The sequence below is a fragment of the Streptomyces sp. NPDC001796 genome (genome assembly GCF_042892355.1).
Taxonomy (GTDB): Bacteria; Actinomycetota; Actinomycetes; order Streptomycetales; family Streptomycetaceae; genus Streptomyces.
This window is the reverse complement of sequence record NZ_JBIAUC010000014.1, coordinates 162,558-187,060: the sequence shown is the minus strand read 5'-3', so window position 1 is coordinate 187,060 and position 24,503 is coordinate 162,558. Positions and strand designations below refer to the sequence as shown.

Here is a 24,503-nt window from a genome sequence, read left to right as displayed (position 1 = left end):
GTCCTGGCCCGGGGGCCCCCCGGGGGGGGGGGGGGGGGCGGGGTGGGGGGCCCCCCCCCCCCCCCGCGCCCCCCCCCCCCCCCCGGGGGGGCGGGGCCCCCCCCCCCCCCCCCCCCCCCCCCCCCCGCTCCCGGTTCACCCGCACACGGACTTGAGTGAGCGTCAGACCTCGACGACCACCGGAAGGATCATCGGCCTGCGTCGATACGTGTCGGAGACCCACTTCCCGAGGGTGCGCCGCACCAGCTGCTGCAGCTGGTGGGGTTCGACGACCCCGTCCTGCGCCGAACGTTCGAGCGCTTCCGTGATCTTCGGGATGACGTCGCCGAAGGCTGAGTCCTCGATGCCCGAACCGCGGGCCTGGACATGGGGTCCACCGGTGATCTTGCCCGTGGACGAGTCCATCACCACGAAGACCGAGATGATGCCCTCGTCTCCGAGGATCTTGCGGTCCTTCAGCGCGGGCTCGCCGATGTCTCCGACCGACAGGCCGTCGACGTAGACGTAGCCGGCCTGGACCTTGCCGGAGATCTTGGCCTTGCCCTCGACGAGGTCGACGGCGACGCCGTCCTCGGCGATGACGATGCGGTCGTGCGGGACACCCGTGAGCGCGCCCAGTTCGGCGTTGGCCCGCAGATGGCGCCATTCGCCGTGGACCGGCATCAGGTTCTTCGGGCGGCAGATGTTGTAGAAGTACAGCAGCTCGCCCGCGGACGCGTGGCCGGAGACGTGCACCTTGGCGTTGCCCTTGTGGACGACGTTCGCGCCCCAGCGGGTCAGACCGTTGATCACGCGGTAGACCGCGTTCTCGTTGCCGGGGATCAGCGAGGACGCGAGGATCACCGTGTCGCCCTGGACGATGCGGATCTGGTGATCGCGGTTCGCCATGCGTGACAGGGCGGCCATCGGCTCGCCCTGGGATCCCGTGCAGACCAGGACGACCTCGTGGTCCGGCAGGTCGTCCAGCGTCTTGACGTCCACGACCAGGCCCGGAGGGACCCTCAGGTAGCCCAGGTCCCTGGCGATGCCCATGTTGCGGACCATGGAACGGCCGACGAAGGCGACCCGGCGGCCGTACTCGTGGGCCGCGTCCAGGATCTGCTGGATGCGGTGGACGTGGCTGGCGAAGCTGGCCACGATGATCCGCTTGCGGGCGCCCGCGAAGACCTGGCGCAGGACGTTGGAGATGTCGCGCTCGTGCGGCGTGAACCCCGGGACCTCGGCGTTCGTGGAGTCGGCGAGGAGGAGGTCGATGCCTTCCTCGCTCAGCCGGGCGAACGCGTGGAGATCCGTCAGCCGGTTGTCCAGCGGCAGCTGGTCCATCTTGAAGTCGCCCGTGTGGACCACCATGCCGGCGGGCGTGCGGATGGCGACCGCGAGGGCGTCCGGGATGGAGTGGTTGACGGCGACGAACTCGCAGTCGAAGGGGCCGACGCGCTCGCGCTGCCCCTCGGCGACCTCCAGCGTGTACGGGCGGATGCGGTGCTCCTGGAGCTTCGCCTCGATCAGGGCGAGGGTCAGCTTGGAGCCGATCAGCGGGATGTCGGGCTTCTCCCGCAGCAGGTACGGGACGCCGCCGATGTGGTCCTCGTGGCCGTGGGTGAGGACGATGCCTTCCACGTCGTCGAGGCGGTCGCGGATGGACGAGAAGTCCGGCAGGATCAGATCGATTCCGGGCTGCTCCTCCTCGGGGAAGAGCACTCCGCAGTCGACGATCAGCAGACGGCCTCCGTACTCGAAGACGGTCATGTTCCGGCCGATCTCCCCGAGGCCACCGAGGGGGGTGACCCGGAGGCCGCCCTCGGGGAGCTTCGGCGGCGGGCCGAGTTCAGGATGCGGATGACTCAAAAGACTCTCCTCACCATGCGCGCCACGTACCTGTAGGGCACGTGGCGCGCATGACGTTCGTGCAAAAGCAGTTGTCGATGTTGGTGCAGGCACGTGTGTCCTGCCTATTCAGTTGTGAAGTCCTTGTCAGAGCTGTACCCCGCCTGCGGCAAGATCGATCTTGAGCTGGGCGGTCTCCTCTGGGGAAAGCTCGACCATGGGCGGGCGCAGCGGCCCGGCGGGCAGTCCCTGGAGGGCGAGGGCGGCCTTGGTGGTCATCACGCCCTGGGTGCGGAACATGCCGGTGAAGACCGGGAGCAGCTTCTGGTGGATCTCCAGGGCCTTGTGTACGTCGCCGCCGGCGTAGGCCTCGGCCATGGCGCGCAGCTCGGGCGTGACGACATGGCCGACGACGGAGACGAAGCCGACCGCGCCCACGGAGAGCAGGGGCAGGTTGAGCATGTCGTCGCCGGAGTACCAGGCGAGGCCGGACTGGGCGATGGCCCAGCTGGCGCGGCCGAGGTCGCCCTTGGCGTCCTTGTTGGCGACGATCCGCGGGTGCTCGGCGAGCCGGACGATGGTCTCGGTGTTGATCGGGACGCCGCTGCGGCCGGGGATGTCGTAGAGCATCACCGGCAGGTCGGTGGCGTCGGCGATGGCCGTGAAGTGCCGGTAGAGGCCGTCCTGCGGGGGCTTGTTGTAGTACGGCGTGACGGTCAGCAGACCGTGCGCACCGGCCTTCTGTGCCGCGCGTGCCAGTTCGATGCTGTGGTGGGTGTCGTTCGTGCCGACGCCGGCCACGATGTGGGCCCGGTCGCCGACCGCCTCCAGCACGGCTCGTACGAGGTCCGATTTCTCCGCGTCACTCGTGGTGGGGGACTCGCCGGTGGTGCCGTTGATGATCAGGCCGTCGTTGCCTGCGTCCACCAGGTGGGTGGCGAGCCGCTGAGCGCCGTCGAGGTCAAGTGCGCCGTCCGCCGTGAAGGGCGTGACCATGGCGGTGAGGATCCGCCCGAAGGGGATCTGCGGAGTGGAGGTCGGAGCCATGGATGACACGCTACTCGCTGCTTCGGTCGTGGTCTGCCCTAGGGGGTCGGCAAAAGTCCTGACAAAGGTGGAGCCCGGTACTGCCTGCTCGGGGGTTCAAGCAGTACCGGGTCCGTTTGATCAGGCTAGATGAACTTCGCGAAATGCCGCAATACGGACACTTCGCTCGGCTGACCCGTACATCTGTACCCGGCCCTTCCGTACCCGGCCGGCACGCGGGTGTGCCTCACGGCGCGACGCGGCCGTTCGCGTTGAACGCGGCGTACGTGAGCGGCATGAGCTTGGCCCACTCGGCCTCCATCCTCTCGCCGACCATCTCGATCTCCCGCTGCGGGAAGGAGGGCACCTTCGCCAGCTCGTGCTGGGTGCGCAGGCCGAGGAAGTGCATCAGCGAGCGGGCGTTGCAGGTGGCGTACATCGAGGAGAACAGACCGACCGGGAGGACCGAGCGGGCGACCTCGCGGGCGACACCGGCGGCGAGCATCTCCTGGTAGCGCTCGTACGCATGGACGTACGAATCCTGCATCGCGCGCTCGACGATCGCATGCTGCGTGTCGGTGCCCGGCACGAACTCATACTTGCCCGGACGTCCCTGCTGGACGAGCTTCCGGTCCTCCCCGGGGACGTAGAAAACGGGCTGGAGCTCCCGATAACGACCTGATTCCTCGTTGTAGGAGTTGTGCACGACGATGCCGTTCGCGAGGAAGTTGTGCCAGGGGCCTTCGACCGACAGGTCGTAGGTCATCTCCTCGCCATCCTGTTCGATGGCGAGGACGGGATCCGGAACGGCCTTGGCGATCTTGCCGCCGCGCTGGGCCAATACCTGTTCACCTGCGCTCTTGACCGCGTGGCAGGGCTCACAGGCGGGGGCGAGGTTCCTCTCGTCGAGTGCCTGGGTCAGGTCGCCGGCGACGGGAATGACGTGGTCCAGGGCGAGCTGCTCCCTGGGGAAGTCCTGGCCGCAGAGGTGACAGGTGTCGGCCTCCTTGATCAGGCGCTGCCGCTGCATGGCCGTCCATACGCCGATGCCGTGCCGCAGGCTCGGGGGGATCAGGGCCTGTGAGGGACGGGGGGCAGTGCCCGCCGCCATGACCGAGTCACCGACGGCGAGCTCGCCTGCCTTGCGCCAGCCGTCGGGCGTGAACACCGCGTGGTCCACCGTGCAGCGGAGCTTCTTCCCGGAAGCCGTAGTGATCTTGATCAGTGGCTTCACGCCGGACTCGATCACATCGACGATCCTTGCCCGCTGGGCCAGCAGGCTCTCCTCGTCGTAACAGCGCACATGGTTCCGGCGCACTGATTCGAGCTTGCGGAGTCGGGTGCTGGGGTGCTGCTCGCGAAACTCCGCGACCGCGGACTCGGCTGCCTCACGGCTTTCGTAGAGGCCGAGGTAGTGATTGGTCTCACCGCGCCTGACCTGGGCCATCCACTTGCCCGCCCGGCTGTGCCAGGTGACACCTCCTGCGGAGTGCGGGAGCCGGTCCTCGACCCCTAGGTGCCAGAGCTTGTACAGCTCGGCGATCGTGCGCCGGCGCAGGTTGCCCGCCTCGCTCTCGAGAGTGATCTCAGCGTCGCCCGCGAGACACCAGCCCACCCGGTGCCGCATGAACTCGCGGAAGACGAAGATCGGGGCGCTGATGAAGAAGGTCATCGAGTTGTGCTCGAAGGGGCTGCCGTGCCTGTCCCGCATCAGATAGTTGATCAGGCCCTTGGAGCGCTCCGGGTCCTTCTTCAGCTCGTCCAGGGACTGCTCGCCGGCGGTGGAGACGCGGGCGGCCCACAGCACGTCGGAGTCGGCCGCGCTGTGCTTGACCAGCTCGACGGTGACGTCGCTGCGGAAGCTGGGCTTGAGGTCGTCGGCGGGGGTGTCGGTCACGGTGTGGAAGGTCCTTCCCATCACAAGCTCGGGCGCCGCCCACTCTACGGCCCGGCACTGACAACGGGGCGTTCGGTGCCGGTCCGCGACATTCGCCGGCGAAGCCCGTCGAAGTTCTGCGAAATCGGTGATTCAGGGCACCTTTTCGGGCACCCGCTCGTCTGTGTTGGTGACGGCGATCCGTTCGCGTCACCCGGTCTTCAGACAGCTGGTCCATCGGACCCTACGAACCTCAAGAGGAGAAGCACTCCCCATGTTCCGTCGGCGCGAGCCCGTACCGTTCGCCTTCCTCGCCGAAGCCGACTCCTTCCGCAGCAATGTCACTCCCCCGCCCCGTCGGCGTGCCTCCGTCGGTGAGATGGCCGGGCGCTGGCTGCTGGGGCTGACCATCGTCGCCGGGCTGGTGGGCTCCCTGGTCATCGGCATGCCCGCCATGTCGCACCAGGCGCCGGCGGCGACGCAGCACTCCGTGGCCTCGAACGGCCGCTGAGGCTCCCCGGCACCCGCAGAGGCGGACGGGGCCACCCCGTCGGCCCCCGAGGGTGGTGAGCGGGGACACGGCTCGATAGCCTCACCGGTCACAGCCCCGTGCACCGAGTGAGGATCAGCCGTGCCCCTGCCCTTCCTGACGGCCGACCGTGCTTCCGACCAGGCGGCGGACGACCTGCCGCTGCCGTACTACGACCGGGCCCGCTGGCGCCGCCCCTACCGGCCCGGCCCGTGGCGGGTGGGCACGGCCGCGCTCCTGCTGCTGTTCTCGTCGTACGTGCTCTTCGCGGCGGTCGTCATCGCCCTCACCGGCACCCCGTCGGGCGCGGGCACGGTGTTCGGCGTGGCGCTGGCCGTCATCGCCGGGGCCCTGCGGCTGTTGCGGATGGGCGTCTGGGTGAGCGCGCGCGGGCTGCGCCGAGTGGGTTTCCTCCTCACGCGTACGGTGCGGTGGGAGCAGATCGTCTCGGTGCGCACGGTGCAGCAGCCGGTGCGCTGGCTGGGGCTGCCGCGCACGGTGCAGGGTCAGGCGCTGGTCCTCGTACGGCAGGGCGGCGGGCCCGCCGCAGAGGCCCTGCTGACCAGCCACAACGCCGATTTCCTGGCCCGCCCCCAGGCCTTCGACCGGGCGGCGGACACGGTGGAGGCGTGGGCGGCGGAGTTCGGGCGGGGTTGACCGTCCCAGGGCCCTGAACGAAAAAGGGGCCGCCCCGCAGACTGCGGGGCGGCCCCTTTGGTCGTCCTGCCGGCCTGGTCGTCCTGCGGGCCTGTGCAGGCCCCCAGGGCAGAGGGACGGCCGACGGCACTCAGGACGCGACCGTGCGGCCGTCGTGGAGGGCGATGGCCCGTTGCATCGCCTTGCGGGCGCGGGGCGTGTCGCGGGCGTCGTGGTAGGCGACCGCCAGGCGGAACCACGTGCGCCAGTCGTCGGGGGCCGCCTCCGCCTCCGCCTTGCGTTTGGCGAAGACCTCGTCGGCCGAGTCGCGGTCGATCCGGCCGCTCGGGGTGCGTCGCAGCTCGTCCACGGGAAGGCCGCCCTCCGCCTCGAGCTCGGCGGCGAGCCGGTTCGCCTTGCGGACGAACTGCGTGTTCTGCCACAGGAACCACACCCCGATGACCGGCAGGATCAGCACCGCGACACCGAACGCGACGGTGACGGGGGTGCCGTTCTCGATCAGGAGCACACCGCGGCTGCCGACCAGGACGAAGTAGAAGACCAGGACGGCGGCCGTGACGGCATAGGTGATCTTCGCGCGCATCGCTGCTTCTTCTCGCTACTTCAGGTCGAGGAAATGCTCCAGGCCGAAGGTGAGGCCCGGAGTGGTCACGACGCGGCGGGCGCCGAGCAGGATGCCCGGCATGAAGCTGCTGTGGTGCAACGAGTCATGGCGGATGGTGAGGGTCTCGCCCTCGCCGCCGAGCAGCACCTCCTGGTGGGCGAGCAGGCCGCGCAGACGTACGGCGTGCACCGGGACGCCGTCGACGTTCGCGCCGCGGGCGCCGTCCAGCGCTGTCACCGTGGCGTCGGGCTGCGGGGCGCTGCCCGCCCTCTCGCGGGCGGCGGCGATGAGCTGGGCGGTGCGCGTGGCGGTGCCGCTGGGGGCGTCCACCTTGTTCGGGTGGTGCAGCTCGACGACCTCGACGGACTCGAAGTAGGGGGCGGCCGCCTCGGCGAACTTCATGGTCAGCACGGCCCCGATGGAGAAGTTCGGGGCGATGAGGACGCCGGTCTGCGGGGACTCGGCCAGCCAGCCCTTCAGCCGCGCGAGGCGCTCGTCGTTCCAGCCGGTCGTGCCGACCACGGCGTGGATGCCGTGCCGTACGCAGAACTCCAGGTTGCCCATGACGGAGGCCGGAGTGGTCAGCTCCACCGCCACCTGGGCCCCCGTCTCGACGAGGGTCTCCAGCCGGTCGCCCCGGCCGAGGGCGGCCACCAGCTCCATGTCGTCGGCGGCGTCGACGGCCCGTACCGCCTCCGCACCGATCCGGCCCTTGGCGCCGAGGACCGCCACGCGCAGCTTGCTCATCTCTCTTGCTTCCTTACCGGAGTGGTTGACGACCGCAGTGAGCGCCAGGCGGTTACCCGACCGCGTCGTGCAGTCGGGACGCCTGCTTGTCCTTGAGCGGGCCGATGACCGACAGCGATGGCCGCTGTCCCAGGATGTCCTGCGCCACCGATCGGACGTCGTCCGGGGTGACCGCCGCGATCCGGGTCAGCATGTCGTCGACCGACATCTGGTCGCCCCAGCACAGCTCGCTCTTGCCGATACGGTTCATCAGCGCGCCCGTGTCCTCCAGGCCGAGGACGGTGGAACCGCGGAGCTGGCCGATGGCACGGGCGATCTCGTCGTCCGACAGGCCGTTCTGCGCGACGTGGTCCAGCTCGTCGCGGCAGATCTTGAGCACGTCGTGCACCTGGCTCGGCCTGCAGCCCGCGTACACGCCGAAGAGGCCGCAGTCGGCGAAGCCGGACGTGTACGAGTACACGCTGTAGGCCAGGCCGCGCTTCTCCCGGACCTCCTGGAACAGGCGGGACGACATGCCGCCGCCGAGGGCGGTGTTCAGCACGCCGAGGGCCCAGCGGCGGTCGTCGGTGCGCGCCAGGCCCGGCATGCCGAGGACGACGTGCGCCTGCTCGGTCTTGCGGGCCAGCAGTTCGACGCGCCCGGCGGTGCGGATGGCGCGGCGGCCGGCGCGCGGGCCGATGGGCGTGGCGTCCGTCCGCGTGAGGGCGCCCGCCTTCTCGAAGGCGGCCCGCACCTGGCGTACGACCTTCTGGTGGTCGATGTTGCCGGCACAGGCGACCACCAGGTGCGTGGGGTCGTAGTGCTTCCTGTAGAAGCGGCGGATGCGGTCGGCGGTCAGCGCGTTGACGGTGTCGACCGTGCCGAGGACCGGGCGGCCGAGCGCGTTGTCGCCGAACATGGTGTGCGCGAAGAGGTCGTGCACGCAGTCGCCCGGGTCGTCCTCCGTCATCGCGATCTCCTCGAGGATCGCGCCGCGCTCGACGTCGACGTCCTCCTCCAGGATGAGCGAGCCGGTGAGCATGTCGCAGACGACGTCGATGGCGAGCGGCAGGTCGGTGTCGAGCACGCGCGCGTAGTAGCACGTGTACTCCTTCGCCGTGAACGCGTTCATCTCGCCGCCGACGGCGTCTATGGCGGAGGAGATGTCCAGGGCGGACCTGCGGGACGTGCCCTTGAAGAGCAGGTGCTCCAGGTAGTGCGTGGCGCCGTTCAGCGCGGGTGTCTCGTCGCGGGAGCCGACGTGCGCCCAGATGCCGAAGGTGGCGGAGCGGACGGAGGGCAGCGTCTCTGTGACGACACGGAGACCGCCCGGAAGGGTGGTTTTGCGGACGGTGCCGATGCCGCCCGCGCCTTTGATCAGGGTTTGGGTACGGGCGACGGCCCGCGCCTCCGAAGAGGTGCGGGCCGTCGCCTTGAAGCCACGGGACGTCACTTGTCGGTGTCGTCCTTCGCCTCGTCGGCCTCGTCGCCCTCGCCCTCGATCACCGGAACGAGGGAGAGCTTGCCGCGGGAGTCGATCTCGGCGATCTCGACCTGGACCTTCTGGCCCACGCCGAGGACGTCCTCGACGTTCTCCACGCGCTTGCCGCCGGCGAGCTTGCGGATCTGCGAGATGTGCAGCAGACCGTCCTTGCCCGGCAGCAGCGAGACGAACGCGCCGAAGGTGGTGGTCTTCACGACCGTGCCCAGGTAGCGCTCGCCGACCTCCGGCATGGTCGGGTTGGCGATGCCGTTGATCGTGGCACGGGCGGCCTCGGCGGACGGGCCGTCGGCGGCACCGATGTAGATCGTGCCGTCGTCCTCGATCGTGATCTCGGCGCCGGTGTCCTCCTGGATCTGGTTGATCATCTTGCCCTTGGGGCCGATGACCTCGCCGATCTTGTCGACCGGGATCTTGACGGTGATGATCCGCGGGGCGTGCGGGGACATCTCGTCGGGCCGGTCGATGGCCTCCATCATCACGTCGAGGATGTGCAGGCGGGCGTCGCGGGCCTGCTTCAGGGCCGCGGCCAGCACGGAGGCCGGGATGCCGTCCAGCTTGGTGTCGAGCTGGAGGGCGGTCACGAACTCCTTCGTACCGGCGACCTTGAAGTCCATGTCGCCGAAGGCGTCCTCGGCGCCGAGGATGTCGGTCAGCGTCACGTAGTGCGTCTCACCGTCGATCTCCTGGGAGATCAGACCCATGGCGATACCGGCGACCGGGGCCTTCAGCGGCACACCGGCGTTCAGCAGCGACATGGTGGAGGCGCACACGGAGCCCATGGACGTCGAACCGTTGGAGCCGAGGGCCTCGGACACCTGGCGGATCGCGTACGGGAACTCCTCGCGCGACGGCAGCACCGGCACGAGCGCGCGCTCGGCGAGGGCGCCGTGGCCGATCTCGCGGCGCTTGGGGGAGCCGACGCGGCCGGTCTCACCGGTGGAGTAGGGCGGGAAGTTGTAGTTGTGCATGTAGCGCTTGCGCGTCACCGGGGAGAGGGTGTCGAGCTGCTGCTCCATGCGCAGCATGTTCAGGGTGGTGACACCCAGGATCTGGGTCTCGCCACGCTCGAACAGGGCCGAGCCGTGGACCCGCGGAATGGCCTCGACCTCGGCGGCGAGCGTACGGATGTCCGTGACGCCGCGGCCGTCGATGCGCTTCTTCTCCTTGATGACGCGCTCACGGACCAGGGTCTTGGTCAGCGAGCGGTACGCGGCGGAGATCTCCTTCTCGCGCCCCTCGAACTCCGGCAGGAGCTTCTCGGCGGCGAGCTGCTTGACGCGGTCCAGCTCCGACTCGCGCTCCTGCTTGCCGGCGATGGTGAGCGCCTGGGCGAGCTCGGGGCGGACGGCGGCGGTCAGCGCCTCCAGGACGTCGTCCTCGTAGTCGAGGAAGATCGGGAACTCGCCGGTCGGCTTGGCGGCCTTGGCGGCGAGGTCCGACTGGGCCTTGCACAGCACCTTGATGAAGGGCTTCGCGGCCTCCAGACCGGCGGCGACGACCTCCTCGGTGGGCGCCTCGGCGCCGCCCTCGATCAGCTTGATCGTCTTCTCGGTGGCCTCGGCCTCGACCATCATGATCGCGACGTCGCCGTCCTCCAGGGCGCGGCCCGCGACGACCATGTCGAAGACGGCGTCCTCGAGCTCGCTGTGCGTCGGGAAGGCGACCCACTGGCCGTTGATCAGCGCGACGCGGACGCCGCCGATCGGGCCGGAGAAGGGCAGACCGGCCAGCTGCGTGGACGCGGACGCGGCGTTGATCGCCACGACGTCGTACAGGTGGTCGGGGTTGAGCGCCATGACGGTGGCGACGACCTGGATCTCGTTGCGCAGGCCCTTCTTGAAGGACGGGCGCAGCGGGCGGTCGATGAGTCGGCAGGTGAGAATCGCGTCCTCGGAGGGGCGGCCCTCACGGCGGAAGAAGGAACCGGGGATCTTCCCGGCCGCGTACATCCGCTCCTCGACGTCGACCGTCAGCGGGAAGAAGTCGAGCTGGTCCTTGGGGGTCTTGGACGCGGTGGTGGCCGAAAGGACCATCGTGTCGTCGTCCAGGTACGCGACGGCGGAACCGGCGGCCTGCTTGGCCAGGCGGCCCGTCTCGAAGCGGATGGTGCGGGTGCCGAAGGAGCCGTTGTCGATGACGGCCTCGGCGTAGTGGGTCTCGTTCTCCACTAGCGTTTTCTCCTCGTCTTCGTCCCCGGCTGCCCGTGTGGCAGGGGGACGGTGGCGGAGAAGCGCTCCATCTGGTGCGGGCCGGTCTTCGATCGAAGCACCCGGGGTTCTCTTCCCCGGGGGCCACTACCGAGGACCGGCGGCGGCGAGGCGCGCTCCTCCTCGTTCGGTGTGTGCGGTGCCGCCTGGTGCGTCCAGGTACCCCTCACACGGTGTCGTACGTCTTGCGTTTTGCTACCACACTACAAAGCGGTGGTGACAGTCCGCACGTACAGCAAAGGGAGCGGCCCCCTTCGCATGGGAACCGCTCCCTTCACGGCGTCTTACTTGGCGCCCGCCGCACCGCGGCGGATGCCCAGGCGGTCGACCAGCGTACGGAAGCGCTGGATGTCCTTCTTCGCCAGGTACTGCAGCAGGCGACGGCGCTGACCGACCAGGATCAGCAGACCACGACGGGAGTGGTGGTCGTGCTTGTGGGTCTTGAGGTGCTCGGTCAGGTCGGAGATCCGACGGGACAGCAGAGCGACCTGGACCTCGGGGGAGCCGGTGTCACCCTCCTTGGTACCGAATTCGGCGATGATCTGCTTCTTCGTAGCGGCGTCGAGCGACACGCGTACTCCTCGTAGTCTTCTTCAGCTGCCACCGAGTGCCCCTGGTCTTCGTCTCAGGGGAGCTTCCACGACTCGGGAGGCGGGGATCCGCTGGGCGCGTCCTCCAGGGGAAACCGGAGGCGCGTACACATACGGCCGTCACACAGCGTACCAGCCGGACAGCGGTGTCCCGGCCCGGGTGGCGGCGGGGGCAGGGGCCGGGGTCGCAGGCCGACGGCCCCCGGCCGCTGGTTGGGGTGTCACACGCCGCTGCGCACCTTGCTGTAGACGTCGAGGACGGCCAGGCAGACAGGAACCAGGGAGAGCAGCACCAGGGAGTCCGCGAGGTCCAGCATGCGGCCCCAGAAGGGGGAGAGCCCCTTCTGCGGCACGATCAGGGCGATCGCGATCAGCAGCAGCACGCCGGCCGCGACAGAGGCGCCGAGCCACAGGGTCCTGATGTCGACGGGGCCGGAGTTGCCCTTGAGCAGTTCGAGGACGATCCCGGCCGGGGGCGAGATCGCGAGGCCGAGCACCAGCAGACCCAGGGTGACGACACCGGCCACGAACAGGCACGTCACCTGGGCGGTGTACCGGAAGAGGCGCGCCCGCATCATCGCGGCGAGACCGGTGCACAGGGCCAGCAGCTGGGCCCAGCCGCTGTCGCTGAAGCCGAGCACCGCGCCACCCGCGCCGATGATGACGGCCGCGCAGCCGCCGACCAGTCCGAGCAGCAGTTCGTGACCCCGGCTGGTCTGGGCGACGATGCGCTGGACGTCGACGGCCTCGAGGTCGCCCTCACGGCCCTCACGACGGGCCCTGGCCAGGTCCTCCGGGTTGCGGAAACCGATCGGCAGCTTGGCGAAGCGGGCCGACCATCCGGGCAGGAAGCCGACGACCGCCAGCGCCACGACCGAGGTGCCGGCGGCGATCTCGCGCGGCTCCGCCTCGGTGAGCACACCGCAGAACACGGCGAGCGTGCCGATCGCGGCGGCCAGCGCGGCGGCCACGAACGGGGCGTCTCCCTGCGGCAGCAGCATGATCAGCACGACCGAGAAGACCAGGACGGCCACGCAGCCGACGAGGAACTGGATCCTGCCGGGGCCGTGGCCCGCGTCCTGGGGGATGACGCCGGAGCCCGCGATGAGCGCGTGCGGAAGCGCCGAGACGCCGAGCGCGACGGCGGAACCGCGGTCGTCGTACACCCGCGCCCGCACACCCGCCAGCACCGTCAGGGCCAGTGCGACCACGCCGGCGAGGATGCCCTGAAGGCCGTGCATGTCGTGCCGGATCGGGTCCGCGAACCAGAACACGAAGCCGAGCATGATCAGCAGCAGCGACCCGGCGACAAGACCGGCCACCCGCATCAGGTTGTCGTTCCAGCTGCGGATGTCCTGTTTCACCGCGGCGGCGATCGCGTCCACCACGTCGTCGTGGACGGCCGGCGGCAGCGAGTCGGCGAAGGTCCGCAGCAGCAGCACCTCGCCGTCCCTGACCCGGTGCTCGAGCAACGAACGGCTCGCGTCGAGGACTTGGCCCTCGCGGCGTACCAGGTGGTAGCCGGCGGGACTGCTGTCCGGCTGGACCAGTCCCGAGAGCCTGACGATCTCGGGAAAGAGGTCCTGGATCGGCAGGTCCTCCGGCAGCGCGACATCGACACGGCTGTCCGGCGCTGCGATGGTGATTCGGCAGAAACCCGTCGAAGTCCCCGTGCTCACCTGGTTGTTCCCCCTGTTGGACAAGACTTCCTCACGCCGCTCCTACGGCGCGGAGCGCCACCATATCCGTTGCGCCGGGGGTCGCAGGGCCCGCCCACCGCTTTTCTCCCAGGACCCCCTCGGCATCTCCATCCTCCTGACTCCCTTGCGCACTTGGCTCATCAGTAGGATCGACGTCTGCGCGAACGACGCCTGCGCGAACGAGAACATGTCGCGGTACACGGGGGCGTCGGTGCCAAGACGTATCAATCGCGAAGGATGAGTGCATCGGTGAGCGTCGTCATCATCAAACGACCGCCGCGGATAGCGCCCCCGGTCGTCCCGGACGGCGAGGTCAGACTCGAGACGCCGCCCGAGATCCCCCGTGAGGGCGAAGAAAGCATGCTGATGACCCTGCTGCCCATGATGGGCATGCTGGGTTCCGTCGGCTTCTTCTTCATGCCGGGCCTCCCCTCCTACATGAGGGTGGTCGGCGGGCTGATGCTGGCCTCGACCCTGGCCATGGCGATCGCCCAGTTCGCCAAGTCCCGGCAGGGCGGCGGCGGTGCCGGGATGGCCCAGGACCGGCGTGACTACTTCCGCTATCTCGAGCAGGTCCGCAAGGACGTCCACAAGACCGCGGACCTGCAGCGCCGCAGTCAGCTGTTCCAGCATCCCGACCCGGAGCAGCTGTGGGCGGTGGCTGCCGACGGCAAGCGCCTGTGGGAGCGGCGCCCGACCGACGCGGACTTCGCATCCGTACGGATCGGCATCGGCACCCAGCAGCTGAACACCCCGCTCGTGGCCCCGGAGACCGCGCCCAAGGAGGAGCTGGAGCCGCTGACCGCGGCGGCCATGAAAGCCTTCCTCGACGCGCACGGCAGTCTGTCCGACCTGCCCGTGTCCGTCTCGCTGCGCGCCTTCTACCACGTGACGCTGTGCGGAGACACCGACACGGTGTACGGCAACGCCCGCGCGGCCCTGGCCCAGCTGGCGACGCTGCACTCGCCGGAGGACCTGATGGTCGCCGTGGTGGCGCACCCCTCCGCGGCGGCGGACTGGGACTGGATCAAGTGGCTGCCGCACAGCCAGCACCCGAAGGCCAAGGACGGTGCGGGCTCGGCCCGGCTCCTCTTCGACGACCTCGGGGAACTGGAGGAGGCGCTGGCGGACCAGCTGGACGACAGGCCCCGCTGGAACCCGGACGCGAACCCCGTCTACGACCAGCCCCACCTGATCGTCGTCCTCGACGGCGGCACCGTGCCGCCGGACTCCGAACTCGCCAGCAGTGAAGGGCTCCAGGGCGTCACCTTCCTCGAAATCGCTCCGGGTGAGCTGGAGGAGGACCTGCGCGCAGGCCTGACGGTCTATGTGAAGCCGGGCAGGATGCGGCTGTTCGTCGGCCACGAGTCCGCGTACTCCGGCAAGCCCGACGTGCTGAACGACGCGCAGGCCGAGTCCCTGGCGCGGCAGCTCGCCCCCTTCCGGGTCGGCTCGGCGGAGGAGGGCGAACCCCTCCTGTCCAACCTGGACTTCACCGACCTGATGGGCATCGGTGACGCGGGGTCCGTCGACGTCTCGCGCACCTGGCGTCCGCGCACGCTGCACGAGCGGCTGCGGGTGCCGATCGGTGTCGGCGAGAACGGCGAGCCGGTGATGCTCGACCTCAAGGAGGCCTCCCAGGAGGGCATGGGCCCGCACGGCCTGTGCGTCGGCGCGACCGGCTCCGGCAAGTCGGAGCTGCTGCGCACGCTGGTGCTCGGTCTCGCGGTGACGCACTCCTCGGAGACGCTGAACTTCATCCTCGCCGACTTCAAGGGCGGTGCGACGTTCGCGGGTATGGCGGACATGCCGCACACCGCGGCTGTCATCACCAACCTCGCGGACGACCTCACGCTCGTCGACCGTATGCGCGACGCCATCACGGGGGAGATGCAGCGCCGCCAGGAGCTGCTGCGCACGGCGGGCAACTACGCCAATCTGCACGACTACGAGAAGGCCCGGGCGGCGGGCGCCGCTCTCGAGCCGATGGCCTCACTGGTGATCGTGCTCGACGAGTTCTCCGAGCTCCTCACCGCGAAGCCGGACTTCATCGACATGTTCATCCAGATCGGCCGTATCGGCCGTTCGCTGGGTGTGCACCTGCTGCTCGCCTCGCAGCGCCTGGAGGAGGGCAAGCTGCGGGGTCTGGACACCTATCTGTCGTACCGGATCGGTCTGCGCACCTTCTCCGCCGCCGAGTCGCGTACGGCGATCGGTGTCCCGGACGCCTACCACCTGCCGTCGATCCCCGGCTCCGGCTATCTGCGGTACGACACCGACACCATGGTCCGCTTCAAGGCCGCGTACGTGTCGGGGCCCTACCACGGCGAGGGCCCGTCCCGGGTGAACCGCTCCACCCAGCTGCGGCCCGCGCTGTTCACGGCGGGGCCGGTGGCGCTGCCCCCTCAGCCGGTGGTCGAGGAACCGGACGCCGACGACAGGGTGGACGACGCGCTCGCCGACACCGTCCTGGACGTCATCGTGAACAGGATGGTCAACCAGGGGCCGCCGGCCCATCAGGTGTGGCTGCCCCCGCTCGACGAGGCTCCTTCGCTGGAACAGCTCCTCCCCCAGCTCGCCGTCACTCCGGAGCGCGGCCTGACCGCGCCCGAGTACACGGCGCTCGGCCGGCTCAACGTGCCGGTCGGCCTGGTGGACAAGCCGTTCGAGCAGCGCCGCGACGTGCTGTACCGGGACTTCTCGGGCGGTGCGGGCCACGGTCTGTTCGTCGGCGGTCCGCAGTCCGGCAAGTCGACCCTGCTGCGCACGCTCATCTCGTCGTTCGCCCTCACCCACACGCCCACCGAGGTGCAGTTCTACTGCCTGGACTTCGGTGGTGGCGGTCTCATCGCGATGGAGGAGCTGGCACACGTCGGCGGGGTCGCCAACCGGCTCGACGCCGAGAAGGTGCGCCGCACGGTCAGCGAGGTCGAGGGCATCCTGAACGCGCGCGAGGAGTACTTCCGCGCGAACAACATCGACTCCATCCAGACGTACCGGCAGCGCAGGGCCTCGGGTCTGCTGCCCGACCAGCCCTGGGGAGACGTCTTCCTCGTCATCGACGGCTGGGCGTCCTTCAAGACGGACTACGAGCTGCTCGAGGCGACCGTCACGGACATCGCGACGCGCGGTCTCGGCTTCGGTGTGCACGTGATCCTGACGGCGAGCCGCTACACCGAGGTGCGGCCCGCGCTCAAGGACATGCTGCAGAACCGCATCGAGCTGCGGCTCGGTGACCCGACCGAGTCGGAGATCGACCGCAAGGTCGCGCAGAACGTCCCCGCCACCATGCCGGGCCGCGGTCTGAGCCTGGACAAGCTGCACTTCATGACGGCGCTGCCGCGGGTCGACGGCTCCTCGGCGACGGAGGACCTGTCCGAGGCGACGCAGATCCTCGTCCGGGGCGTCAACGACAACTGGCAGGGCAGCCACGCGCCGGCGGTGCGGCTGCTGCCGACCATGCTGTCGGCGGACCGGCTGCCCAAGGGGTTCGAGCACCCCGACCGCGGTGTCGCGATCGGCATCGACGAGTCGTCGCTCGCGCCGGTCTTCGTCGACTTCGAGACGGACCCGCACTTCATCGTGTTCGGTGAGAGCGAGTCCGGTAAGTCGGCGGTGCTGCGGCTGCTCATCAAGCAGATCACCGAGCGCTACACGCCGGACCAGGCGAAGATCGTCATGGGTGACTACCGGCGTGCCCACCTGGAGGGTGTGCCCGACTCCCACCTGTCGCGGTACTGCGCGTCGGCGCCGGCCCTGGCGGAGACGCTGGAGGGCCTGGCCGGCTCGATGAGCCGTCGTATGCCGGGCCCGGACGTCACACCCGAGCAGCTGCGCAATCGCAGCTGGTACAGCAGCCCGGACGCGTTCGTCATCATCGACGACTACGACCTGGTGGCGACGGGCATGAACCCGCTGTCCCCGCTCCTGGAGTACCTGCCCTTCGCCCGTGACATCGGTCTGCGCGTCATCATCGCGCGCGCCTCGGGCGGTGCGAGCCGGTCGCTGTACGAGCCGGTGATGCAGCGCATGCGCGAGCTCGGCGCCCAGGGCATCGTGCTGTCCGGCGACCGGACGGAGGGTGCGCTTCTCGGCAACATCACGCCGTCGCAGCTTCCGCCCGGACGCGGGTACTTCCACACGCGGCGGCGCGGTGGACAGCTGATCCAGACGGGGTGGCTGCCGGCTCGGTTCTGAGGGCCGGCCACCGCAGCCGGAGGGGGCGGTACCCGCATGGGTACCGCCCCCTCTCCTACGGGCACATCACCCGCTAAGGTGTCGTTGCCAACGAAAAGGCGAGCCACGGGGGGCAGTTGTGTCGTCGGACTACATGGACTCCGACCCGAAGGTCCTCAAGACCGAGGGCTTCAACATGTTCACGGTCGGCCAGAACTTCTCCAAGGCCGTGAAGAGCCTGCAGGACGGGCTGACCAAGCTGGAGCAGGGTGACACCCCACCGTGGGGCGACGACGACATCGGCGAGAAGTTCGGCGTCGCCTACGAGGGCCTGCGCGACGGCATGTACCAGTCGATGGGCAGCCTGGCGGAGCGGCTGGCGGGGATGGGGATCGCCTTCACCAAGATGGGCGTGGCCCACGAGCAGAACGAGGCCGACCAGGTGGACATCTGGCGGAAGACCACCGCCGAGTACGACGGGCAGGTGGAGATGCCTACGGGGCCGCACCACCTGCGTCGACGCCAAGAGGCATGAGGGACCCGTAGTCAGGAAGCACGCACCGGACCCCGCTCCTCGACGGGCGTACGTTGCCTGCCGGGGCGCTAGAAGCCATCCACGCCCAGTTCGGTGATGCCCGCGTGGAGCCAGCTCCACACCGTGCCGCTGGGCGTCGTGCGGTCGAGCAGGCCTGGGGCCAGCTCGTCGATCTCTCCCAGGAACACCTGCGCCACCGCCTCCTGGTCCTCTTCCACCGGATAGGGGTGCCAGCAGGCGTTGCTGTAGCGATGGACGGCCTCGAGGATGCGGGTGAACACATCGAGGTCCGGTGCGAGCGGCACCAGTACCCGATTCTTCGGGCCGTCGAGCCGGCTCCGGATGTACACGGATCCGTCCTGGCGGTGCAGATACAGCTCGCCGTAGTCGCACGTGCCGAAGGCGATCAGGTCGGTGGCGGACACACCGCTGGGCAGGCTGTCCGGGCAGAGGGCTCCGTCGTCCGGTGGTCGCATGGCGTCGGCCGAATGGGTCTGGTACTCGGCCCCGTTGCAGCTCCACCACGCGGGAAGGCCGAGGTCCCGCAAGTGCCGCCTGCTGTCCCGGTGTTCGAGTCCCTCGGGCAGAGCACCCTCGGGTATGCGGACCATGTGCCGCTCCCCAAAGGCGTCGTCGAGCCGTGCCGCGGTCAGCGGGCCCGTGGGCCGCCGCTGTGCCGGCTCGGGGCCGGGCGGCGGCTCTTCGGACGATGTGGGGTCGATCCCCTCGCCACGCGGCCAGTCCCGCAGCACCTCGGCGTCCGTCTCCAGCATCGCCACGCCGTGCGCGTCCTCGACCAGGTGGCGTGTCCTTCCGCCCTCGGCGCCGAACACCACGGCGCCTTGCCAGCTCTCCGGGGCGGTCAGGTCCCAGTTGTGGAGCTCGGGTGCGTCAAGCGTCTCCGGCGGCCGAGGGGCTTCTGCCGGCGTTCCCTCGTCCCGGACCTTCGTCCTCCGGCCCGTCTGGGCGTCGAGCCAGAGCGGGCCGCGCTGTTCGACCACCTCGATGAGTTCCCGGCCCTCGTACAGGCGGCGGCGGAGCCGGTAATAGTCTCCGTTCGGCTCGGGTGGGCCATGAACCAGTTGGCCGGCCGCCACCACGCCCACACGGTGCGCCACGGCATCCGCGGCTCGGCCGTCGCGATCCGCTCGGCGTACTCCTCGTGGCCGGTCGCCTTCGCCGCGAAGTGCAACCAGGAGGCGAACTCGGCGGGCGCCACGTCCGCGCCGCCGAAAATGGCTTAGGCCTGCAGGAAGACCTCGCGCCCCACGCTCTCCGCCGCACTCCCCGCGGCGAGGTGGGCGCGCAGCTCGGCACGGTCGGCGGTCAACAGCCGTGCGGGGTCGGCCAGTACGGCGTCCGGCTCCTCACTCATGCGGCCATCCTGTCACCCACCGCCGACAACGCCCTCAACCAGGATCCGTGGCGCCGGCCGACGCACGGGAGCGGTTCGGTCCACGACCAGGGCCGCAGACCGAACCGCTCCCGGCGTGCAGGGCGTCACGCGCGGCGCCGGGCCGATGGGCTCTTCGACCGAGCTTGACGGTGCGGTGGCGGTTGGCGGGGTTCGCCAGGACCGGCCGGCTGGCCCGCAGGGTGGACAGCCTTCAACCTTGCAAAGCCCCCCGGCCGTACAGGAATGCAAGTTCGCGGTCCGCGTCGGCGGGGCGGACGATCCGGTCGAACGTCGCGGTGCCACACGGGCCGGGATCCCGCCCATCGGCGCCTAAGATCGTCGTCGCAGGCGAAGGCGTCCGTGATGGCGGAGGACGGGGATCCATGACCGGTTCGACCGAGGACTACGCACCGCACCCTCACATAGGCGGCCGAGCCGCCGCGCTGCGCGCGCTCGCCGCATGGCGCGCGGCCGCGCCCGGAGCTCCACGCGTGGTCGCGCTCACCGGCAGCTCCGGCAGCGGCCGTTCGCGGCTGCTCACCGGGTTCCTGATGCTGTGCGAGCCGGAATTCCGCAAGCGACTGCCGTTGGACGAGATGGATCCGTCGACGGTGCCGCCGGAGCTGCCGGCCCCGGCGGTGCCGGCCGCCGACGGGCTGACCGCGGCCCAGGTCCTGTGGCTGCTCGCCGACCACTACGAGCTGAACGCTGCCGGCACCGAGGACGTGTACGCGGAGCTCGCCGCCCTCGACGAGCCGGTGACCGTCGTCGTACCCGACGTCGACCGCGCCGGTCCGGTACGTGCCACGGGTGAGCCCGCACGGCTCGTCCGGGAGGTACTCGCTCCTCTGGCCGCCACCGAGACGGTACGGCTCCTGGCCGAGCTGCCGCGACCGCTGGCCGCCGAGCTGGCCGCGGGGCTGCCGCCGGGGGCTGTGCAGATCATCGATCTCGACGAGTCGGAGTGGGCCGACCCCGAGGGCCTGGTGCTGCACGCCCAAGCGGTGCTGGACCCGGGCTTCGGCGCTCCGGAACTGCCGTTCACCGTCGACCCCGCCGCCCGCCTTGCCCTGGCGGCGGCCGTCGCCCGCCGGGCCGGGACCAGTCCACTGGTCGTCCAACTCGCGGTCAACTGCGCCCTGATGGCTCCCGAGGGTTTCGACCCGGCCGATGAAAGCCGGTTGCCGACGTCCGTCGGCGAGGCCCTCGACCTGCACGCCCGACGGCTCGGCGCCGACCCGCGGACCCTGCGGCTCATGCTGGCACCGCTCGCCCTGGCCGAGGCCGACGGCATCCCCGTCCATCTGTGGGAGCGACTGGCGAGCGCGGTCGCCGGGCAGGACATGAGCCAGGCCATCGCGGGCGGCATGTTGCTCGCCGGGCCGTTCGTGCAGCCGGAGGGCCAAGAGGAGGACGGCGGGCGTACGCTGCTCCGGCTGCTGCACCCGGCCATCGGTGACGCGGTCCGCGCCGGGCTGCCGAACGTCCGCGCCGCTCAGACGCAGATCGCGATGGCACTGCTGGAGGCCGTGCCGGAACAGGACTGGAGCAAGGCCGACCCCTATGTGCGCGACCACATCTCGGGTCACACCCTGGAAGCGGGGCTGCTGCCCCAACTCCTCACGGACCCGGGGTTGTTCGTGCACGCCGACCCGGTACCGCTGCGCGCCGCCATCGAGGCCGTTCCGGTGGAGGCGCTCGGTGCGCCGGCCCGCACGTACCTGCGCACCGCTCCCCTGCTGACCCGCACGCAGGCCCCTGCCGTGCTGCGCGCCGCCCTGCTGGAGACCGCGTTCGTCGAGGACGGCCTGCCGGAGTACGCCGACGCCGTACACCGGCTCGGCCTCGAGCTGCCCTGGCGGACCCTGTGGAGCCTGCCGGTCGCCGGTGTGAGTGCCGTGACCGTCGGCAGCCTCCCGAGCCCGGACGGGCCGGCCACTCCCGTCGCCGTCCTCGCGGTACCCGCGGGCACGCCCGGGGCGCGCCCGATCGGTGAGTCCGAGGAGGCGAGCAGTTCCGCGGTGCTCGTCCGCGGCCTCGTACAACCGGATGACCTGGGCGGCACCGATCCCGCACGGATCCTGCGCCCCTCCGAGGAGGAGCGCACCGCCGCCCCGCTCGGGCTCAGCCGAGGCGCCGACTACCTGCGTGTCTGGGACCGGGCGAGGGAGGAGGTCGTGGCCGCGTTGATCTCCGACACACCCTTCACCGCCGCCGACCTCTCCCCGGACGGAATCCTCCTCCTGGCCACCGAGCGCGGGGCGAAGGCCCTGCGCATCCATCCGACCGACGCGACGCTAGCCTCGTAGCCACACCGCGTCCCCACCCGTAGCCACACCCTGTCCCACCCCGTAGCCACACCCGTCCTCACCCGTGGGACCAGCCATCTCGAAGGAGCCTCCCCTTGACCAGCCACGAGCAGGCGGCGGTACAGGGCGCCAACACGCCCGAAGGTGCCCGTCCGGTCACCGGCCCGGGCAACACCGCCGTCTTCACCTACGTCGATCCGGCGGGCGGCGAGGAGACCACCCTCTTCCGCAACTCGGGCCCGGGCCTGCCGCCTGCCGAGTACCAGTGCTGGGCCGAGCTGAGGCGGATGAACGTGCCTGTCGACAATGTCGTCGCCGTCCACACCGACCTGCGTCCCAGCCTGCTCCCGGGCGGCTACACGGCCGAACTCCTCAATTCCTTCCCGAACGCCCAGCTCTCCTGCGCGCAGACCTACGGAACCCGTCCCGAGGAGCGCGCGGAGGGGGTCACGGCGCTGGTCGAGCAGGTCGAGATGCTGCACCGGGTCGCCGGCCAGGAGCCGCCGCCCCGCCCGCACCGCCACCCGGTCCCCGCCCGGGTCGCGCCCGCCGAGCCGATGCGTGACGTGGCCCTCGGCCACCACCTCGCGGAGGTCTTCGGCCAGGAGGGCGTACGGCGCTACGACGCCGACGACGTCGCCGACAGCCCCCTGCCCGACGCCACCAGGTCGACGCTCACCTGGGCCGGACTCCCCGCCGACCTTCCCTTGTTCTTCACCGCGGACCGGCCCGATGCCGCTCCGGCCGGCGGCCTGTTCACCGACGTCGCCACGAACCTGCGCGAGCGCCGCAGCCCTGCGGGCGAGGAGAAGATCGGCGCCCTCGCCCACCTGGCCCGGATCGGCTTCGACGGGGTCGCGGTCATCGCGGTGCAGTGCGTGCCCGGGACGACGGAGCCGGACGGCCTCGGCGCCCTGTGGGCCGTGGACCCGGTCACGGCCGAGGCCCGCTACGTCAACGTCTCGGCGGCCGCCTTCGCCCGTTCCCTGGCGCTGCTGGCCACCGTACGGCAGCGGATGCGGGGCCTTGACCCGGTCGCGGCGGGCGCGGAGGTGGCGGCACTGCAGGAGCAGCTGGTGGCCGTCGACGCGTCCGCACTGGCCAACGCCGACACCTGGTGGTCACTGATCGTCGAGCAGATGTGGCACGGGTTGTTCTGAGCAGCCTCCGGAGATCCTCGCTGAGAGACCTGAGACAACTGAGAGAACAAGGAGAGCACCCGTGACATCGGACAGCCCGGCACCGCCGACCACCGCCGAACAGGCCCTCGACATCGTCCGCAGCCGGTATGCACAGCCCCGGCTGCCGGACGGCACGCCCGCCCAGCTGCGCGTCGAGGAATTCGACATCGGCTACCTGGTGTACGCGGAGTTCCCGTCGGTCACCGACGTCGCCGGCCGGCCTCAGCCCGCTCCGCCCGGCGGCAGCAAGATCGTCGTCTCCAAGGAGACCGGCGAGACTGTCACCGTCCCCAACTTCCCGAACGCGGCGGCCATCGATCTGTACCGCAGACAGCGCCGGTGATCAGCCGTTGCGCAATCAGTACAGCGAGAACCCGCCGCTGTGCCGCCCTTGGCTCTTCCTCCCCGACCGTGAGACCTCGCCGATCGCACCCTTCGGCTCGGGCTGCCCCGCGGACGGATCACCGCTCGTCAGCGGCTCACCGTGCCTGATCTGTTCGCGCTCCTCCTCGGAGAGCGACTCCCACTGGCCGCGCAGGGAGGCGAGGCCCCCGCCCAGGGAGCGTGCCACGGCGGGGTCGTCCAGGGCGTCGCGCAGGGCGAGCCGGCCGGAGAGCAACCGCTTCGCCGCGTCCTGCATGTCCTTGCCGACGTTGTCGCTCTCGGACAGCTTGCGCAGGGCGGAGTTCAGCGAACGTATCTGCTCCGGTTCGAGTGCCTCGTCCAGCACCCCGCGGTCCTGCGAAGAGCCGTAGGGGGTCGGTGAGTTCTCGGGGTGACTGGCCATGTCCGCTTCTCCTCGCTGCCCTCGTTCCTCGGACACCCGAAGTATCTCCTGTAATCGACGGATGCCATGCTGACCCCCCAATCAGCCGAAGAGGAGAAGGACTTCGTCGTCATGGCTCAGACGCGCAGCACGGGAAAGGACAAGGGAACCGACCGCTCCCCCGCCGCCGGTCTCGTCGGCAGGGCCTTCGGCCGCCTCGGGCGCTGGGGTGGTCTGGTCTTCCTGCTCGCGGGTCTGGCCCTGAGCGGCTGGGGGGCGTACGAGGGGGCGTACCTGGCGGGTTGGGCCGGCACGCACGGCACCCTGACCGTGAAGCAGTGCGAGGTGAGCTACCCGAACAACGCCTCGCGGAGCAGCCACAACAACCGCCGCCCCGTCCGCTGCGAGGGCTCGTTCGTATCCGATGACGGCAAGAGCAAGGACGCGGCCGCGGCGGTGCAGGTCAGGCATCGGTACGCGAAGGGTGCCGAGCTGGCGGTGCAGCAGACGGACGCGCCGACGACGGCCACCTCGGGGAACGGCGACTACGTCCAGGGCGGAATGGACCGCGCCTGGCGCTTCTTCGGGGCCTTCTTCGGCGGATGGGTCCTCACCGGTCTCGGCGTCTTCTGCCTGGCCACGGGATACGCACCGTTCGGCCCGAGCCGTGTCTCGTACGACGAGGCCTGGGAGGCGGCGGGGCGGGGAGTGACGCGTCCGGTCCTGCTCGGGATGATCGGCGTGGGGATCGTGGGAGCCGGGGTGTCCTTCCTGGTCAGCTATTTCGTCTGACCGGTGCCGGTGGGGGGCCGACTGACACGCTGTCTGCACCAGGTCTGCCCCTCCGGGTCGCCCCGCCTTCCGGCCGCCGTCCGTGGCCGCCGTCCGCAGGCC

The 24,503-nt window shown here is 70.3% G+C and carries 20 protein-coding genes and 3 pseudogenes; 9 read left to right on the top strand and 14 right to left on the bottom strand.

Annotation, left to right across the window (positions count from 1 at the left end):
- Positions 1-162: 162 nt before the first annotated feature.
- The 5 genes and pseudogenes from ACFYZE_RS25920 to ACFYZE_RS25900 form a co-directional block, all read right to left on the bottom strand.
- Positions 163-1,848, bottom strand: a complete 1,686-nt coding sequence (locus tag ACFYZE_RS25920; protein WP_388998620.1) for a ribonuclease J — start codon at positions 1,846-1,848, stop codon at positions 163-165.
- A gap of 126 nt (positions 1,849-1,974) precedes the next feature.
- Positions 1,975-2,874: a 4-hydroxy-tetrahydrodipicolinate synthase gene (dapA, locus tag ACFYZE_RS25915; RefSeq protein WP_388998617.1), complete on the bottom strand. Its 900-nt coding sequence runs from the start codon at positions 2,872-2,874 to the stop codon at positions 1,975-1,977.
- 226 nt (positions 2,875-3,100) lie between these two features.
- Positions 3,101-3,550, bottom strand: a pseudogene (gene thyX, locus ACFYZE_RS25910) (FAD-dependent thymidylate synthase); the annotation flags it as partial.
- Positions 3,551-3,553: 3 nt separating this feature from the next.
- Positions 3,554-4,300, bottom strand: a pseudogene (locus ACFYZE_RS25905) (HNH endonuclease); the annotation flags it as partial.
- Positions 4,301-4,459: 159 nt separating this feature from the next.
- Positions 4,460-4,750: pseudogene (locus ACFYZE_RS25900) on the bottom strand (FAD-dependent thymidylate synthase); the annotation flags it as partial.
- 253 nt (positions 4,751-5,003) lie between these two features.
- Here ACFYZE_RS25900 and ACFYZE_RS25895 point away from each other — a divergent pair.
- The gene (locus tag ACFYZE_RS25895) at positions 5,004-5,240 is read left to right on the top strand and encodes a hypothetical protein (RefSeq protein WP_388998614.1); all 237 of its coding nucleotides are present in this window, start codon (positions 5,004-5,006) and stop codon (positions 5,238-5,240) included.
- A 120-nt stretch (positions 5,241-5,360) separates the two neighbouring features.
- Entirely contained in the window at positions 5,361-5,915 is a 555-nt protein-coding gene (locus tag ACFYZE_RS25890) for a hypothetical protein (RefSeq protein WP_388998611.1), read from the top strand.
- 130 nt (positions 5,916-6,045) lie between these two features.
- On the opposite strand, the gene ACFYZE_RS25885 is transcribed toward ACFYZE_RS25890, so the two are convergent.
- The 6 genes from ACFYZE_RS25885 to eccD form a co-directional block, all read right to left on the bottom strand.
- Positions 6,046-6,498, bottom strand: a complete 453-nt coding sequence (locus ACFYZE_RS25885; RefSeq protein ID WP_388998608.1) for a hypothetical protein — start codon at positions 6,496-6,498, stop codon at positions 6,046-6,048.
- Positions 6,499-6,513: 15 nt separating this feature from the next.
- Positions 6,514-7,266 carry a 4-hydroxy-tetrahydrodipicolinate reductase gene (gene dapB, locus ACFYZE_RS25880; RefSeq protein WP_388998605.1) on the bottom strand — a complete coding sequence of 251 codons (753 nt, stop codon included), beginning with the start codon at positions 7,264-7,266 and terminating at the stop codon, positions 6,514-6,516.
- Positions 7,267-7,318: 52 nt separating this feature from the next.
- Entirely contained in the window at positions 7,319-8,698 is a 1,380-nt protein-coding gene (locus ACFYZE_RS25875; RefSeq protein ID WP_388998602.1) for a M16 family metallopeptidase, read from the bottom strand.
- Positions 8,695-10,917: a polyribonucleotide nucleotidyltransferase gene (locus tag ACFYZE_RS25870; protein ID WP_388998599.1), complete on the bottom strand. Its 2,223-nt coding sequence runs from the start codon at positions 10,915-10,917 to the stop codon at positions 8,695-8,697. The genes ACFYZE_RS25875 and ACFYZE_RS25870 overlap by 4 nt, the downstream gene beginning before the upstream one ends.
- A 323-nt stretch (positions 10,918-11,240) precedes the next feature.
- Positions 11,241-11,528 (bottom strand): 30S ribosomal protein S15, encoded by a 288-nt coding sequence (gene rpsO / locus ACFYZE_RS25865; protein ID WP_030619140.1) that lies wholly within the window; start codon positions 11,526-11,528, stop codon positions 11,241-11,243.
- A 239-nt stretch (positions 11,529-11,767) separates the two neighbouring features.
- On the bottom strand, positions 11,768-13,225 hold the full coding sequence (gene eccD / locus ACFYZE_RS25860) for a type VII secretion integral membrane protein EccD (protein ID WP_388998596.1): 1,458 nt from the start codon (positions 13,223-13,225) through the stop codon (positions 11,768-11,770).
- A 270-nt stretch (positions 13,226-13,495) separates the two neighbouring features.
- Here eccD and eccCa point away from each other — a divergent pair, with 270 nt between their 5' ends.
- Both eccCa and ACFYZE_RS25850 read left to right on the top strand, forming a co-directional pair.
- On the top strand, positions 13,496-17,443 hold the full coding sequence (gene eccCa, locus ACFYZE_RS25855) for a type VII secretion protein EccCa (RefSeq protein ID WP_388998593.1): 3,948 nt from the start codon (positions 13,496-13,498) through the stop codon (positions 17,441-17,443).
- 133 nt (positions 17,444-17,576) lie between these two features.
- On the top strand, positions 17,577-17,957 hold the full coding sequence (locus ACFYZE_RS25850; RefSeq protein WP_388998590.1) for a hypothetical protein: 381 nt from the start codon (positions 17,577-17,579) through the stop codon (positions 17,955-17,957).
- A 68-nt stretch (positions 17,958-18,025) separates the two neighbouring features.
- Here the strand turns inward: ACFYZE_RS25850 and ACFYZE_RS25845 are convergent, their stop codons facing one another.
- Positions 18,026-18,958: an SUKH-4 family immunity protein gene (locus ACFYZE_RS25845; protein ID WP_388998587.1), complete on the bottom strand. Its 933-nt coding sequence runs from the start codon at positions 18,956-18,958 to the stop codon at positions 18,026-18,028.
- Positions 18,959-19,030: 72 nt separating this feature from the next.
- On the opposite strand from ACFYZE_RS25845, the gene ACFYZE_RS25840 reads away from it, so the two are divergent.
- A complete protein-coding gene (locus ACFYZE_RS25840) occupies positions 19,031-19,201 on the top strand; it encodes a hypothetical protein (protein WP_388998584.1) in 171 nt (56 codons plus the stop codon).
- On the opposite strand, the gene ACFYZE_RS25835 is transcribed toward ACFYZE_RS25840, so the two are convergent.
- Positions 19,198-19,332 carry a hypothetical protein gene (locus ACFYZE_RS25835; RefSeq protein WP_388998581.1) on the bottom strand — a complete coding sequence of 45 codons (135 nt, stop codon included), beginning with the start codon at positions 19,330-19,332 and terminating at the stop codon, positions 19,198-19,200. The genes ACFYZE_RS25840 and ACFYZE_RS25835 overlap by 4 nt on opposite strands.
- Positions 19,333-19,736: 404 nt before the next feature.
- On the opposite strand from ACFYZE_RS25835, the gene ACFYZE_RS25830 reads away from it, so the two are divergent.
- The 3 genes from ACFYZE_RS25830 to ACFYZE_RS25820 all read left to right on the top strand — a co-directional run bounded on the left by ACFYZE_RS25830 (position 19,737) and on the right by ACFYZE_RS25820 (position 23,186).
- Positions 19,737-21,662: an ATP-binding protein gene (locus tag ACFYZE_RS25830; protein ID WP_388998578.1), complete on the top strand. Its 1,926-nt coding sequence runs from the start codon at positions 19,737-19,739 to the stop codon at positions 21,660-21,662.
- A gap of 95 nt (positions 21,663-21,757) precedes the next feature.
- Entirely contained in the window at positions 21,758-22,822 is a 1,065-nt protein-coding gene (locus tag ACFYZE_RS25825) for an SUKH-4 family immunity protein (protein WP_388998575.1), read from the top strand.
- A gap of 61 nt (positions 22,823-22,883) precedes the next feature.
- Positions 22,884-23,186 carry a hypothetical protein gene (locus ACFYZE_RS25820; protein ID WP_388998572.1) on the top strand — a complete coding sequence of 101 codons (303 nt, stop codon included), beginning with the start codon at positions 22,884-22,886 and terminating at the stop codon, positions 23,184-23,186.
- A gap of 15 nt (positions 23,187-23,201) precedes the next feature.
- Here ACFYZE_RS25820 and ACFYZE_RS25815 read toward each other — a convergent pair whose 3' ends face one another.
- The gene (locus tag ACFYZE_RS25815; RefSeq protein WP_388998569.1) at positions 23,202-23,630 is read right to left on the bottom strand and encodes a hypothetical protein; all 429 of its coding nucleotides are present in this window, start codon (positions 23,628-23,630) and stop codon (positions 23,202-23,204) included.
- Between the two features lie 66 nt (positions 23,631-23,696).
- Here ACFYZE_RS25815 and ACFYZE_RS25810 point away from each other — a divergent pair, with 66 nt between their 5' ends.
- Positions 23,697-24,401 (top strand): hypothetical protein, encoded by a 705-nt coding sequence (locus ACFYZE_RS25810; RefSeq protein ID WP_388998566.1) that lies wholly within the window; start codon positions 23,697-23,699, stop codon positions 24,399-24,401.
- Positions 24,402-24,503: the final 102 nt, after the last annotated feature.